Here is a 14,441-nt window from a genome sequence, read left to right on the forward strand (position 1 = left end):
GTCGGCGAAGCCCTGCATCATCTGCTCGCGCGGCACTCCCGCCAGGCGCTGCATCCGCGGCCCCGCCGCGGTGCGCACCGGGGCGGGGACGCGAGCCGGCCGCGCGAGCCCCGCGACCCCGGGCGCCGCCGCGACGCGCGCCGATGGCGCGCCGCTGCCTGCCTGGCTGGCCATCGACCCCTCCACCGGGCGTCTCCAGGGCGTTCCACCGATCGATTTCGAGGGCAGCCTGGACCTGCTCGTCACCGCCAGCAGCGGCGGCCGCGAGGTCGTGACCGCGGTCGCGTTCCTGGCGGATCCGCAGTCGCTCTACAGGATCGTCTTCACGCCGGATCCAGGCTTCCACGGGGAAGCGAGCTTCGCCTACACGGTCACGGACGACAGCGAGGGGGAGGCGGAGGCGCGCGTCGTCGTCATCGTCACGCCAGTGGCCGAACCGCCTGTCGCCATGCCGGACAGCGTGAAGGCTCTGGAAGACACGCCGCTCCTCATTCCCGTGCTCGATCTCCTGGCGAATGACGTCGACTACGATGGCGACCCGATGCGTATCGTCCAGGTCATCGCGGACGGCCTCGGCGCGGTCGAGCTTCTGGGCGATGCGATCCGCTATACGCCGCCGGCTGACTACGACGGCACGGACAGCTTCACCTATGTCGTCACCGACGATGTCCATGGCAGCAGCACGGCCACGGTGACGGTCACGATCACCTCGACCAATCGCGCGCCCGTCGCCGTGGAGGATCGGTTCGCCGGGCAGGAGGACACGCCGCTCGTCATCGCTCCTGCCGCGCTCCTCGCCAATGACATGGACGCCGATGGCGATGCGCTGTCGCTGCGCGACATCGCGGTCGAGGGCGAGCATGGCCGCGCCTTCCTGCTGCCGGACGGGCGCGTCTCCCTCGCGCCCGATGCCGATCACGTGGGCGAGGCCGTCTTCACTTATTGCATCACCGATGGCCGCGCCGAAGCCGAGGGCCGGATCGTCGTCAGCTATGCCGCGGTGAACGATGCGCCCGTTGCGCGTGACGATGCCGGTTTCCGGATCGGCGCCGGCACGGTCGCGACGATCGAGGTCGCCGCGCTGCTCGCCAACGACACGGAGAAGGAAGGCGAGGCGATCACACTGCTGTCGGTGGACGACCCGGTGAACGGCGTGGTCGTCCTGGATGGCGATGTGGTCCGCTTCACGCCGAATCCGGGGCATGTCGGCGATGGCGGCTTCACCTATCGCGTCGCGGATCCGCACGGTGCCACGGCCAGCGCCTTCGTCGCGATCGACATCCTGCCGCCCAACGCCTTCCCGGTCGCGCGCGCCGACGGGCCCTTCACGATGCTGGAAGACGGCCTTCTCGATCTGGACCCGGCGCTGCTGCTGGCGAATGACGTCGACCCCGAAGGCGGCGCGCTGCGGCTGCTGCGCGTGATGGATGGGGCGGTCATCACGCCGGAGGGGCTGATCCGCTACCAGCCTTTGCCGGACAGCAACGGCCGGCTCGGCTTCCGCTATCAGGTCGCCGATGAGGAGGGCGCGCGGGCCACGGCGCGCGTCGTCGTGGATGTGCTGCCGGTCAATGATCCGCCCCGGCCGGTGGACGACGCCTTCGGGACGGAGCGCGGCGTGCCGATCGTCCTGCCGGTCCTGGGATTGCTGGCGAATGACAGCGACCCTGACCGCGGCACCTTCCAGCTCATCGGCCTCAACGATATCGCAGGCGGCACTGCGCAGCTGGACGGCGTCGGCAATGTGCTGTTCACGCCGGCATCGGGCTTCGTCGGCGAAGCGCGCTTCGCCTATGTCGTCAGCGACGCCTTCGGCCTGACCGGCGAGGCCATCGTGCGGATCCTGGTGGCGACGGGCGAAAATCCGCCCGCGCTCGACGCCCCGCTGCCCGACCAGGTCGTTCCCGAGGATTCGGCCTTCGCGTTCCAGCTTCCGCCGAACGCCTTCCGGGACGCGGATGGCGATCCCCTGCGGCTTTCGGCGGAACTGGCCGATGGCGCGGCGTTGCCCGGCTGGCTGCTGTTCGAGCCTGTCACCGGCACCTTCGCCGGCCGGCCGCCGCAGGACGCGACACCGGTGCTCGCGATCCGCGTCACGGCCAGCGACGGCGCGGCGAGCACGAGCGATGTCTTCACGCTCACGGTCGTGCCGGTGCCGGATGCGCCCCTGGCCGAGGATGACGATCTGGCGGCAAGCCTTGCGGATGGCGCGCCGATCGTGATCGCAGCGGCGACGCTCCTGGCCAATGATCGCGATCCGGACAGTCCCGCCGACGCCTTGCGCATCGCCGCGGTCAGCGCGCCCTTCGGCGGCAGCGTCGCGCTCGATGGCGACGCGAATGTGGTGTTCACGCCGACAGGCGGCTTCGCCGGCTTCAGCTATACGGTCACGGACGGCGCGCTCGGTTCCGCGCCGGCACGGGTGCGCTTCTTCGTCGCGGATGCGCTCGTCGCCGGCAGCGACGCCGCGGAACGACTGGTCGGCACGCCGCGGGCGGATTCGCTTTCTGGCCTGGCGGGTGCCGACACCCTCGATGGCCTGGGCGGCGATGACGCGCTGGATGGCGGATGGGACTCCGATCGCATCGCGGGCGGCGATGGCGACGATCGCCTGCTCGGCCGCTTCGGGGCGGATACGCTGCTGGGCGAGCAGGGGAACGACATGCTCGATGGCGGGCTCGGTTTCGATTCGATGGCCGGGGGCGCGGGCAACGACCGCTATGTCCTGCGCGATGTGGGCGACGTCGTTGCGGAGGCCGACGACGCGGGCTTCGATCCGGGCGGGCAGGACAGCATCATCGCCTATGTCGGCGTGTCGCTGGACCAACCGGGCCTGGCCGCTCGTATCGAGATGGTCGCGCTCGCCGGCGAGGATCCGCTGTCCGTCACCGGCAGCGGCGGGACGGAACTGGTGCTCGGCAATGCCGGCGCCAACCTGCTCGTGGGCCTGGGCGGCGCGGACACGCTGATCGGCAGGGACGGGGACGACACGCTGCTCGGCGGACTTGGCGAGGATCGGCTGATCGGCGACGGCGGCGGCGATGTCTTCCGTTATGGGGCGGCGAACGAGGGCGGGGATGCGATCCTCCGCTATCGCGGCGCCGAGGACGCGATCGAGATCTCGGCGCAGGGCTTCGGCGGCGGGCTGTCGGCCGGCATGGATCTGCTCGCGGAAGGCCGCTACGCCGCCAATGCGCGCGGCGTCGCCACCAGCGCGGCAGGCGTCGGCCAATTCGTCTTCGAGACGGGGGCGAAGCGCCTGCTGTGGGATGCGGATGGCGCCGGCGACGCCGAGGCAGTCCACATCGCCACGCTGCGCGGCGCGCAGGGCTGGAGCGGGGCGGAGCTCGTCGTCATCGCTTGACGAGCAGCGCGCCCCGCAATCCGGTCAGGCGATCAGGATGTCGGTGCCCAGGACAAGCCCGCTCGCGCCGAGCAGCAGGACGCCGCCCGGATCGCCGGCGAAGCCGATCCACGTCCCGTTCGTCACCTCCCGCACGGCGAGGCTGTCGCCGTTGAGCGTGATGCGGATCGCGTCGCGTCCGGCCTCGAAGCCGCGCACCAGGTCCACGCCATCGGTGCCGACGGCATAGAGGAGCAGGTCCGCATCGCCGTCCGGCAGCGACAATCCCGGCGGGCGCAGGTCGATGTAGTCCGGGTCGGTGAGCACGGCGCGCAGTTGTCCGGCTGGACCGCGCAGCAGGGCTGTACCGGCGTCGCCACCGCCCGCCACCGTGTGCGCCCCTTCGCCGGCGACGATCACGTCGCGCCCGGTTCCGCCGGTGACCCAATCGTCACCGGCTCCGGCCGCGAGGCGATCGTCGCCTGCATCGCCGCGCAGCGTGTCGTCGCCGGCGCCGCCGGCAAGCGAATCGTCGCCATCGCCGCCCTCCAGGATGTCGTCGCCGCCGCGCCCCAGCAACGCGTCGTCGCCGCCAAGGCCACGCAGGCGGTCGTCGCTGTTGCGTCCGCCGATGCGCTCGTTCGCCTCGGTGCCGATGCGATCCCGGCCGACCTCGATGGCGAAGGTCTCGTCGTGGATTGCACCGGCCAGGTCCCTGGCGCGCAGCGTCACCGTCAGCAGCGCGCCATTGGTGAAGGGCAGGGGGCGTGCCAGTTCCAGCATGTCGCCGTCGATGGCGAAGAAGCCGCGCGGATTGCCGCCGGGCGCGAAGGAGAGCGCGACGATGTCGCCCGGGTCGGGGTCGGTCGCCGTGATCTGCGCGACGGCAGCACCGACCGGCAGATATGGCGCCACGTGGAGGTCGGAGAGCGCGATGCCGTCCGGCGCAGCGTTCGTTGGTCGGTCGTCATCGGTGAAGGTTCCGGTGGCGCTGAGCGGGCCGGTCGGGGACAGCGTGCCCTCGCTGGCGGTGAGCAGTGTCAGGACGACGCCCTCGTCGGCCTCCGGTACCGTGTCGCCGGCGGCGATGACGTTGATGAAGCGCTCGGTCTCGCCGGCGGCGAAGGTGACAGTGAAGATGCCGAAGCCGCTGCCGAGGCCGGTGCCGCCATCGGCGATGGTGGCGATGTCGTCGGTGGTGGTGCCGCCGCTGCCGCCGATCGAGAATGTCACGACCGAGGCGTAGGCGAGGTCGCCGGTTCGCGTGACCACGAACTGCAAGTGCCCGCCGATGGCGTTGCCCTCCGGCACGCTGCCGGCGCTGGCGGAGGACAGCCCGATCTCCGGGTAGACGTCGTCGTTCACGATGGTGAAGTCGAAGGTGGTGCCGTCCACCGTGCCGTAGGTGCTTTGCACGAGCGAGATGCGCACGCCTTCGTCCGGCTCGTCCTCGTCGTCGGGCATGATCATCACCGAGACGGTCGCGGTGGTCTGCCCTTCCGCGAAGTCCACGAGGACAGTGCCCATGCCGTCGGCGAGGTCGGCGAGCCCGGCGGCCGGTGCGGCGCCGCCCTGGACCTGGTAGATCACCTGCGCCGCGCCGAGATCGCCGCTGGTCCGCGTGATGGTGAAGGTGAAGGCGTTGGGTGCGCTCGGGTCCGTGCCTTCGGCGACGCTCCCCGGCCCCGTTGCAGTGATCGCGAAGACCGGCGGCGGCAGGTCGTCATCGGCGATCGTGAAGTCGAAGGTGGTGCCGTCCACCGTGCCGTAGGTGCTTTGCACGAGCGAGATGCGCACGCCTTCGTCCGGCTCGTCCTCGTCGTCGGGCATGATCATCACCGAGACGGTCGCGGTGGTCTGCCCTTCGGCGAAGTCCACGAGGACAGTGCCCATGCCGTCGGCGAGGTCGGCGAGCCCGGCGGCCGGTGCGGCGCCACCCTGGACCTGGTAGATCACCTGCGCCGCGCCGAGATCGCCGCTGGTCCGCGTGATGGTGAAGGTGAAGGCGTTGGGCGCGCTCGGGTCCGTGCCTTCGGCGACGCTGGTGGGCCCCGTCGCGGTGATCGCAAAGACCGGCGGCGGTGCTGCGCCCACCGTGACGCGGATCAGCGCGGAGGCGGACCCGCTCAGCGTGCCGCCCGGATCGCTCTTGTCGCTGATGAAGTACTGGAATGTCTCCGTCCCGGTCCAGGTCGGGTCGCGCGGGGTATAGCGCAGTTCGGTCGGCGCCGTGCCGGGCGGGCCGGCCACATACTCCAGCCGTCCTTCGCCCGCCTGGTTCTGGCTGGCGAAGCCGGTCAGCGCGAGGATCTGGCCGGCATCGATGTCGCTGTCATTGGCGAGAATGCTGGCGATCGGGATGATCAGGCTCGTTGTGCCGCCGCCCGGCGTGAAGACGAGGTCGTCGTTCACCGCCACCGGACTGGTGTTGGCGATGCTCAGGGTGACCGTTGCGCGGTCCTGCACGCCGGCGGCGTCCTCGATCACGTAGGTGAAGGTGTCGGGCCCCGCATAGGTCGAGCCCTGGCCGAGGATCGAACCGAGGGGGTTGAGGTTGATCAGCTGCGTCGAGCCGTCGGGGCCGAAGGTGCTACCCGGCGCCGCGTTCTGCAGGCCCACCAGCGTGCCCTGCGCGGTCGTGATGGTGGGCAGGATCAGGTCGTCGTCAGTGTCGGCCGTGCCGCGGTCGTCAAGAAGGCCGACGATGCGGATGTCGTTGCCGTCGTCATTGGCCAGAAGCCTGTTGCCGGTGACGAACCCGTAGCGGCCAATGGTCGCGACCAGCGGGCCGTCATCCTGCGCGGCGATCGGCTCAGCGACGGCGAAGGTCAGCGTCGCAGTCCTGAGGTTCGGCTGCGACTGCGCCCCGCCGAGGTCGGGGAGATCGGTGATCGCATACTGGATCGAGAAGCCGCCGGTGTAGCCGGCGACCGGCGTGAAGGTGATGCCGCCGAGGTCGGCATCGCCGAAGCCGGTCAGCGTGCCGAAGGCGCTGGTACCGGTGCCGTTGTAGAAGGCGAGCGTCAGCGGATCGCCATCAGGGTCGGCATGCGCGGCGATGCGCACGATGTCGGCCCATTCGAAGGTGTTGGCGACACCGGGCTGCACGTAGAGCGTCTGGTCGGTCGCGTCCGGCTGGGTGTTGCCGATGTCGATGGTGACGGCGGCGTTGTAGAAATTCCCGTCCGCATCCTCCGCCGTGTAGAAGAACTCCGCGGTCTGCGCGGCGCTGCCGAAGTGGTAGACGCGGAACAGCTCGAAGATCCGATCGATGGCGACGACATAGCTGCCGTCGGACGGGGGGAAATAGCTGCCGTCGGTGATGGTGACGCCGATGTCGTTGGCGAGAAGCGCGGCGAAGGGAATCACGATCTCCCCGCCGATGTTGCCACGGAAGCTGTCGTCCGCCACGCCCGGTGGGCCGCTCGGCACCGTGATGGTCACGGTCGCCTCGCTGCCGAGATCGACGAAGAATGTCCCGTCGATCTGCATCTGGGTGCGGTAGGTGAAGCGCAGCGGGGCGACGAGCGGCGCGTCCAGGTTCACCACCAGCAGGCCGTCAGGGTAGAGCGTCGAATCGTAGCCGGCAGCATTGATATCGCTGCTGGTGAGCAGGACGTCGAAGGAGGCGATGCCGGCGCCGCCGACGGGCAGCAGGTCGTTCAGGATCAGCGTGTCGCCATCCGGGTCAAAATCGTTCGCCAGCAGGTCGCCGATGTCGATCAGCACCTGGCTGTCGCCCGCGGTGCCCTGCACGGTGTCGCTGAACGACCAGTGCGGACGCCCGGGTCCGGCATTGGACGAGAAGTCGAACAGCGACACATAATCCACCAGGGTCAGCGGCGCCTCGCCGGCTGCCAATTCCTGCGCGGTCACGCCGAAGGCGACGAACTCGACATCCTCGACGCGCACGTTGACGCCGCTGCCGGGCCCGCTTGTCGGGATCGAGACCAGGTAGGGCTGGCCGAAGCCGTCGAACAGGATCTCGTAATCCTGCGGCGCGCCTTCCAGCGCCAGCACGTCGTTGCCGTCGCCGCCGAACACCTGGTCGTAGCCGATGGTGGTGCCGGCGCTGCCCGGCGCGAGCGTGTCGTCGCCCGGGCCGCCGCTGATGATGTCGTCGCCCCCGCCGCCGTCGATCACGTCGGCGCCTGGCAGGGTGTGGATCACCGGCCCGCCGAGGTCGTAGGCGTCGCCCGCGAGGTAGTCGGTGCCGGCATCGCCGATCAGCGTGTCGGCGCCCTGGCCGCCGACGCCCGTGTCGACCGCCGTGGCGCCGGCCACGATGCTGTCGTTGTCCGCGCCGCCCTCGACATATCCGAAGCCGCTGCCGGAGGTGATCAGCGTGTCGGCGCCGGCCTCGCCGAAGATGCCGTCGCGCTCGCCCGCGCCGGCGCCGCGGCCGTTGATCGAATCGCCGCCGGCATCGCCGAAGATCTCGTCGGGCAGGTCGACGCGGCCGGGGATTTCGTCAGGGTCGGGGGTGCCCAGGATGGTCTGCGACATGCGTCGGCGTGCTCCGTTCCGGCGCGCGATTGTCCGTTCCGGCTTCTCCGGCGGCTCCTTGCGCCATTACGGCTGCGCAAGGGGGGGGACTTCGCATCGCGTTAACGGGAGCATAACGAAATCGCACCGATTACGAAATGCCCGTGGCGTGGGAACGCCTGTCAGGCCGATCGTCGCGCCATCACATCGTCCTTCCAGCAATCATCGTGCGCCGACGCGCATGAGACAGCCGCTCGTAGTGCGTGCAACCTTCCTTCAGTAGCAGCCCGCTATCCTTGCCCGCGCACGTACCAGCCCGAGCACCGTCGCGCAGGTCGGCGCCGGCAGCCCCGTCAGCGCCGCGAACTCGACGATCACGCCGAGCAGCGCGTCGATCTCCATTGGCCGCCCGCGCTCCAGGTCCTGCAGCATGGAGGTCTTGTGCGCGCCGACCTCGGCTGCGCCGGCGATGCGCTTGTCCACGTCGATGCCGAAGCGCACGCCGAGAGCCTCGGCGATCGCCTGCGCTTCCACCATCATTGCCCGAGCGATGGGGCGCGTGTCGTCGCTGCCGGTCAGCAGGTCGAGCGTCTGCGTGGTCAGCGCGCTGAGCGGGTTGAAGGCTAGGTTGCCCCAGAGCTTCACCCAGAGCTCGTCGCGGATGCGCGGCCGCACCGGCGCCTTGAAGCCGGCGGCGATCAGCGCCTCGGACAGGGCGTTGACCCGTTGCGTGCGCTCGCCCGAAGGTTCGCCCAAGGTGAAGCGGTCGCCATAGGTATGCTCGATGACGCCGGGCTCGGGCACCTCGGCCGCGGGATAGACGATGCAGCCGATCGCGCGTTCCGGCCGCAGCAGGTCGGAGACGATGCCGCCGGGATCCACGCTCTCCACGCGGCGGCCTTCATGCGGGCCGGCGAGCTTGTGAAAATACCACCACGGAATGCCGTTGACGGCCGAGACCACCGCCGTCTCCGGCCCGAGCAGCGGCTGCATCTGCTGCGCCGCACCCGGCAGCGAATGCGCCTTGAGCGTGACCAAGACGTAGTCTTGCTGTCCCGCTTCCTCCGCCGAGCCGACGGCGCGCACCGGGATCACGCTCTCCTGGCCCTCGCTGCGCAGCGTCAGCCCCTTGGCCTGCATCGCCGCGAGATGCGGCCCGCGCGCGATCACCGTGACCTCGGCGTCGCCCTTCGCGGCGAGCTTCGCCGCCATCAGACCGCCGATCGCGCCGGCGCCGAAAACGCAGAGCTTCATGATGCGATCGTCTCCCCGAAGCAGAGCGTATGGCCCTGATCGTCGCGCAGCCAAAATTCGCGCCGCCCCCAGGGCGTGTCGTGCAGAGGCCTGGCCAGCGCCACGCCCTTGGCCTCGATCGCGGCCGCGAGCGCGCGCGCATCGTCGGTGTCGAGGTAGAGATGCAGGTGGTCGCCCGCCGTAACCCAGTGAATGGAGGGGTCGCGCCCATCGGCGTGCTTCAGGTGGATCAGTTGCTCCCCGGCCCAGAGCCCGGCGTAGAAGCCGCCATACTCGAAGGCGAGGCGCAGGCCGACCACCTCCGTGTAGAAGCGGATCGTTCCCGCCAGGTCCGTGGTGCGCAGCTGGGCGATCGCCGAGCGCGGGGTCATGCCGTGATGCCGAGCTTCTCGGCCAGCCCGATGCGCATCAGCTTGCCGGTCGCGCCCTTCGGGATCTCCGGCACGAAGACCACCTTGCGCGGCACCTTGAAGTCCGCCAGCGACTTCGCCGCGAAGTCGCGCAGCTCGCGCTCGGTGCACTCGCAGCCCTCGCGCAGCACCACCGCCGCGCCGACTTCCTCGCCGAGTTTCGGATGCGGGATGGCGAAGCACAGCACCTGCGCGACGGCGGGATGGCCGGAAAGCACGCCATCCACCTCCAGCGGCGACACCTTCTCGCCGCCGCGGTTGATCAGCTCCTTCAGCCGCCCGGTCAGCTCCAGGAATCCGTCCGCGTCGAACATCCCCTGGTCGCCGGTGCGGAACCAGCCATGGGTGAAGGCCTTGGCGTTCGCTTCGGGGTTCGCCTCGTAGCCCTTGGTCACGTTCGGGCCGCGGATCACTACCTCGCCGATCCCGCCCTGCGGCAGGATCCTTCCGTCGTCGTCCATGATGGCCACCTCGGGGCCGGCGGCGCGGCCGACCTTGCCGGGCTTGCGCGGGCCTTCCAGCGGGTTCGAGCACATCTGGTGGCTCGCCTCGGTCATGCCGTAGCTCTCGACCAGCGGGCAGCCGAAGACCTGTTCGATCTGCTCCATCACCGGGCCGGGCAGGGAGGCCGAGGAGGAGCGGATGAAGCGCAGCGGAACCCGCGCGATGATCTCCTTGTTGCGCTCGGCGCGCGAGAGGATCGCCTGGTGCATCGTCGGCACGGCGGTGAACCAGGTCGGCTTCTCCTCGTCCATCCAGCGGAAGAAGCGCAGCGCGTCGAAGCCCGGCGTGCACACCACGGCGCCGCCGGCGCCGAGCGAGCTCAGCACCGCCGCGATCAGCCCGTGGATGTGGAACAGCGGCATCACGTTGAGGCACGCATCGCCCGCTGTCAGCGAAAGCGACGCGCCGATGTGGCGGGCGGAGGCGCAGACATTGCCATGCGTCAGCGGCACGATCTTGGGCCGCGCCGTGGTGCCGGAGGTGTGCAGCACCAGCGCGACGTCGTCCTCCTCCGCCAGGCCGGGCGTCGCCGCCGCGGCATGCGCGCCGCCTTCCAGCGCGAAGTCGCCCGCCGCGGCGCCAGGGATCAGCTCCAGGATCGGCACGCCGAGTTTTTCGGCCGCCGCGCGGGCCGGCGTCTCGGAGCCCTTCAGCACCACGAGCGCCTTTGCCTTCAGGTCGTCGATGTAGAAAGCAAACTCATCCTCGCGGTAGGAGGGGTTGAGCGGTGCGGTCGTGGCGGCGCAGGCGATGGCGACGAAGGCCGCCGCCATCTCCGGCCCGTTCGGCAGCACGATCGCCACGCGGTCGTTGCGCCCGATGCCGATGCCGTTGAGCGTCGCCACCGTCTTCCGCGCCAGTTCCCGCAGCGCGCCATAGGTCAGCGGCGGGCGGCCCTCCGTGGCGCGCAGCGCCGGCCGTGGCGCCTCGCCGCGTTCGAGCAGTTGGGCGACGGTGCGAAAGGCTGTCATGCGACGTCTCCGTATTTGCCCAGGTCTATATCGGCGTGCGCAAGGGCCTGGAAGACCGGCGGGTCAGCGCGGGTAGGTCTGGTCCCGCACCGCCTCGATCGGCACCGGCTCCATGCCGGCCGGGGCCACCGTGATGGTCTCCACATGGTCGGCGTGCAGCCGGTGGAGCAGGGCGCCTGGGCCGCGGCCGCCGGCCATGCCGGGCTGGTCGGCCGGATCGCAGTAGAAGGAGAGCGCCGGCGCCCAGGCATGCAGAACCGGTCCGCGCCGGACCTCGTGGTGCAGGTGGATGTGGCCGGAGGCGACCAGCCGCAGGCCGGGATGATCCAGCAGCGGGGCCAGCGCGCCGCGCGCTTCCGGCGCCACCGACCAGGGGTTCCACGCGGCCTCGTCCAGCGTGGCGAGGAAGGGCGGCTTGTGCAGGAACAGCGCGATGCGCCGCTCGCCCGCGCCGGCGGCCGCCTCCGCGATGAAGGCCGCCTGCGCCGCTTCCTCCGCATGGCCGCTGCCCATCACCTCCGAATTCAGCCCGACGATGCGCCAGCCAGGCAGGTCGAGCACCGCCCGGCCATCGCCGAGATGGCGCCGCCAGCGCGCCAGCCGCGCATCGTTCACCGGCTGGCGCGCCGCAAGCCGCGCCTCGCTGCCGACATCGTGATTGCCCGGCAGCGCAAGCAGGCGCCCCGGCAGGGCGCGATGCGTGGCGGCGGCGAAATCCAGGTCGGCGTCCTTGTCGGCGCCGTCGAGCGAGAGGTCGCCGGTCGCCACCACGACATCGGGCGACAGCTCCGCCGCGGCGCGCGCCACGCGCTCGAAATTGCCGCGGAACAGCGGGCTGCGCGGCGACAGATGCGCGTCGGAGACCTGCAGCAGCGTGATCACCGGCTCAGCCCCGGTCCGGCGCCGGGCCGGCGGTGCTGACGCCGATCAGCGGATAGATCGGGCAGACGCCGGTGATTCCGGTGACCAGCGGCAGGAAGCCGATCACCCCCCACCAGCCGAGCGGCCCGAAGATCCACATCATCACCATCGCCGTGCCGAGCCCGATCCTGACGGTCCGGTCGAGCGAGCCGACATTGCGTCCCATGCGGCGCGATCCCCTGTGCTGCCGCGATCACACACCGATCCCCCGCCCGCCGTCCAGCGGTCGCACCGTTGCGAGGCTGGACGGCCCTGCGGCGGAGGGGCCATGCTCGCGGTCGCATGGAGGAAGGGCGCATGGCGATCGAGGTCTGGTCCTGGCCGACGCCGAACGGGCACAAGGTCCATATCGCGCTGGAGGAGCTCGGGCTGGCCTATACGGTGGTGCCGGTGAACATCGGCGCGGGCGAGCAGTTCCGGCCGGACTTCCTGGCGATCACGCCGAACCATCGCATCCCCGCCATCGTGGACCCCGACGGGCCCGGCGGGCAGCGCATGACGCTCTTCGAATCCGGCGCGATCCTGATCTATCTCGCGGAGAAGGCCGGCGCGCTGATCCCGAAAGACCCCGCCGCCCGCTACGCCTGTCTGCAATGGCTGATGTTCCAGATGGGCGGCGTCGGCCCGATGTTCGGCCAGTACGGCCATTTCCACACCTATGCGCCCGAACGCATCCCCTACGCGATGGACCGCTACGCGAAGGAGGTGCAGCGCCTGCACCGCGTGCTGGACAAGCGCCTGGCCGAGGCGGAATGGCTGGCCGGGTCCGAGTACTCGATCGCCGACATCGCGACCTTTCCGTGGATCCGCCTGCCGGAACGCCGCGCCATCGACCTGGCCGACTATCCCAACGTGAAGCGCTGGCACGATGCCATCGCCGCCCGCCCGGCGGTGCAGCGCGGCGTTCAGGTGCTGGCCGAGCGCCAGCGCAAGGGCAACATGACCGACGCCGAGCGTGAGGTCCTGTTCGGCGCAACCCAGTTCCAGGCTCGATGATCCATGGCAGAGATCGACCACATCGTCGTCGGCGCCCGCACCCTCGCGGAAGGGGCCGCCTATGTCGAGGCGCATCTCGGCGTGAAGCCCGGCCCGGGCGGCACGCATGAGGGCGTCGGCACGCACAACCTGCTGCTCGGTCTCGGCAAGAGCTGCTACCTCGAGGTGATCGCCCCCGATCCGGCGCAGCCCGAGCCGCCGCATCCGCGCCCCTTCGACCTCGACAGTCCCGGTGTGCGCATGATGCTGGAAGCCGAGCCACGGCTGCTCGCCTGGGTTGCGCGGACGCCGGTGCTGGATGCCGTCGTCACCCGCCTCGGCGCCCACCATGCGGGCGAGATCCGCGCGATGAAGCGCGGCCGGCTTTCCTGGCGGATGGCCATGCCGCCGCAGAACCAGGACATGAGCAACCTGATCCCCGCGCTGATCCAGTGGGACGACGGCAAGGGCGCGGCGTCGCGGCTGCCGGATTCAGGCGTGCGGCTGGTGGCGCTGGAAGCGGAGCACCCCGAGGTGGACGCCGTCCGCCTTGCCCTGTCGGGCCGCGGGCTGGACGAGGCCATCCGGCTCCGCCGCAGCCCGCATGCGCGCCTGGTGGCACGCTTCACCCGCGCCGACGGCACGGAGGCGGTGCTCGCCAGCGCCTGAGAAGCAAACGCCCAGGGCGCAACAGGCATGGCCCCGCTTTCGCGGCAATGGTAAAGGCGAGGGCGCCGCAAGGCGGATCAGTGGAAGGAAGAGGATGCCCTTGCGGCTCGCCGCGTCACCGGATCGGCTGGTAGCGCCAGACGCTGGCAGGCGGCAGGTTGAGCGGCGTCCAGGCCTCGCGCTTGGCGGCGAGCCCGAGCTTCCGGTAAGGCAGCGGCGAGGTGACGCAATAGGTATAGAGCAGGAAGCCCTTGCCGGGCGCCACGTCCTCCACCGCAGCCACGAAGCGGCGCTGCTGTTCCAGCGGCAGCAGCACCAGCGGGATGCCGCAGATCGCCGTGCCCACCTTGCCGTGCAGGCGTTCAGGCAGGTCGCGCGCGAGCTCGAAGGCATCGCCCTGGATCACATGGACGCCGGGCAGGACATGGCGCAGGTGATCGGCCATGTCGGGGACGATCTCCACCACCACCAGTCGTTCGGCCGGCACGCCCGCGGCGAGCAGGGCGCGGCTGATCACCCCGGTGCCGGCGCCGAGCTCCACCACCACCTCGTCGCCGTCACGCTCGATCAGGGCCGCGATGCGCCGGCACAGCGCAGGGGAGGACGGCACCACGGATCCCATCTGCAACGGATTGGCCAGCCAGCGGCGCAGGAACAGGCTGGTGTTCCTGACCTTGGCCTCCGGCTGGCCGCCTCTTGCGGCCTCGGGGTTCGGGCCATCCGCGGCGATGTCCGACATGCGGTGCTCCTCTACAGAAACGTGACAGGGATGCGGCACCGCTACCGGGGGTCGTGCGACGCTGCGCGCACGCATCGGCGTCAGTGCCGTGACAAGTCGCTGACGGCCCGGCGCCGTGCGCCCCCCCGCCCCGCCCCCCCGCCCGGCCGGGGCGGCCGGCCCCCGGCCGC

10 protein-coding genes are annotated in these 14,441 nt (G+C 70.6%); 3 read left to right on the forward strand and 7 right to left on the reverse strand.

Going from position 1 to position 14,441, the window contains the following annotated elements; translation table 11 throughout:
* Positions 1 to 3,364: Ig-like domain-containing protein (locus tag AC1MIR_RS02595; protein WP_480026626.1), on the forward strand; the 3,364-nt coding region annotated here is incomplete at its 5' end.
* A 24-nt stretch (positions 3,365 to 3,388) separates the two neighbouring features.
* On the opposite strand, the gene AC1MIR_RS02600 is transcribed toward AC1MIR_RS02595, so the two are convergent.
* The 6 genes from AC1MIR_RS02600 to AC1MIR_RS02625 form a co-directional block, all read right to left on the reverse strand.
* The gene (locus AC1MIR_RS02600; protein ID WP_480026627.1) at positions 3,389 to 7,849 is read right to left on the reverse strand and encodes a calcium-binding protein; all 4,461 of its coding nucleotides are present in this window, start codon (positions 7,847 to 7,849) and stop codon (positions 3,389 to 3,391) included.
* 255 nt (positions 7,850 to 8,104) lie between these two features.
* Positions 8,105 to 9,082: a 2-dehydropantoate 2-reductase gene (locus tag AC1MIR_RS02605; protein WP_480026628.1), complete on the reverse strand. Its 978-nt coding sequence runs from the start codon at positions 9,080 to 9,082 to the stop codon at positions 8,105 to 8,107.
* Complete coding sequence (locus AC1MIR_RS02610; RefSeq protein WP_480026629.1) at positions 9,079 to 9,453, reverse strand: VOC family protein; 375 nt, start codon at positions 9,451 to 9,453, stop codon at positions 9,079 to 9,081. Before AC1MIR_RS02610 ends, AC1MIR_RS02605 begins: the two co-directional genes overlap by 4 nt.
* Complete coding sequence (locus AC1MIR_RS02615) at positions 9,450 to 10,967, reverse strand: acyl--CoA ligase (protein ID WP_480026630.1); 1,518 nt, start codon at positions 10,965 to 10,967, stop codon at positions 9,450 to 9,452. Before AC1MIR_RS02615 ends, AC1MIR_RS02610 begins: the two co-directional genes overlap by 4 nt.
* A gap of 63 nt (positions 10,968 to 11,030) precedes the next feature.
* A complete protein-coding gene (locus AC1MIR_RS02620; RefSeq protein ID WP_480026631.1) occupies positions 11,031 to 11,849 on the reverse strand; it encodes a metallophosphoesterase family protein in 819 nt (272 codons plus the stop codon).
* Positions 11,850 to 11,853: 4 nt separating this feature from the next.
* Positions 11,854 to 12,054 (reverse strand): YgaP family membrane protein, encoded by a 201-nt coding sequence (locus AC1MIR_RS02625; protein ID WP_480026632.1) that lies wholly within the window; start codon positions 12,052 to 12,054, stop codon positions 11,854 to 11,856.
* 131 nt (positions 12,055 to 12,185) lie between these two features.
* On the opposite strand from AC1MIR_RS02625, the gene AC1MIR_RS02630 reads away from it, so the two are divergent.
* Positions 12,186 to 12,884 (forward strand): glutathione binding-like protein, encoded by a 699-nt coding sequence (locus tag AC1MIR_RS02630; RefSeq protein WP_480026633.1) that lies wholly within the window; start codon positions 12,186 to 12,188, stop codon positions 12,882 to 12,884.
* A 3-nt stretch (positions 12,885 to 12,887) separates the two neighbouring features.
* Positions 12,888 to 13,532: a VOC family protein gene (locus AC1MIR_RS02635; RefSeq protein ID WP_480026634.1), complete on the forward strand. Its 645-nt coding sequence runs from the start codon at positions 12,888 to 12,890 to the stop codon at positions 13,530 to 13,532.
* A gap of 115 nt (positions 13,533 to 13,647) precedes the next feature.
* On the opposite strand, the gene AC1MIR_RS02640 is transcribed toward AC1MIR_RS02635, so the two are convergent.
* A complete protein-coding gene (locus AC1MIR_RS02640; protein WP_480026635.1) occupies positions 13,648 to 14,271 on the reverse strand; it encodes a class I SAM-dependent methyltransferase in 624 nt (207 codons plus the stop codon).
* Positions 14,272 to 14,441 lie beyond the last annotated feature (170 nt).

This window comes from Falsiroseomonas sp. RANM36 (assembly GCF_056682175.1).

What these genes read in the sequence shown, in the direction of transcription:
- AC1MIR_RS02630 (WP_480026633.1), top strand. Translation starts at nt 12,186, where the DNA reads ATGGCGATCGAGGTCTGGTCCTGGCCGACGCCGAACGGGCACAAGGTC.
- AC1MIR_RS02610 (WP_480026629.1), bottom strand. Translation starts at nt 9,453, where the DNA reads ATGACCCCGCGCTCGGCGATCGCCCAGCTGCGCACCACGGACCTGGCG.
- AC1MIR_RS02640 (WP_480026635.1), bottom strand. Translation starts at nt 14,271, where the DNA reads ATGTCGGACATCGCCGCGGATGGCCCGAACCCCGAGGCCGCAAGAGGC.
- AC1MIR_RS02615 (WP_480026630.1), bottom strand. Translation starts at nt 10,967, where the DNA reads ATGACAGCCTTTCGCACCGTCGCCCAACTGCTCGAACGCGGCGAGGCG.
- AC1MIR_RS02605 (WP_480026628.1), bottom strand. Translation starts at nt 9,082, where the DNA reads ATGAAGCTCTGCGTTTTCGGCGCCGGCGCGATCGGCGGTCTGATGGCG.
- AC1MIR_RS02625 (WP_480026632.1), bottom strand. Translation starts at nt 12,054, where the DNA reads ATGGGACGCAATGTCGGCTCGCTCGACCGGACCGTCAGGATCGGGCTC.
- AC1MIR_RS02600 (WP_480026627.1), bottom strand. Translation starts at nt 7,849, where the DNA reads ATGTCGCAGACCATCCTGGGCACCCCCGACCCTGACGAAATCCCCGGC.
- AC1MIR_RS02635 (WP_480026634.1), top strand. Translation starts at nt 12,888, where the DNA reads ATGGCAGAGATCGACCACATCGTCGTCGGCGCCCGCACCCTCGCGGAA.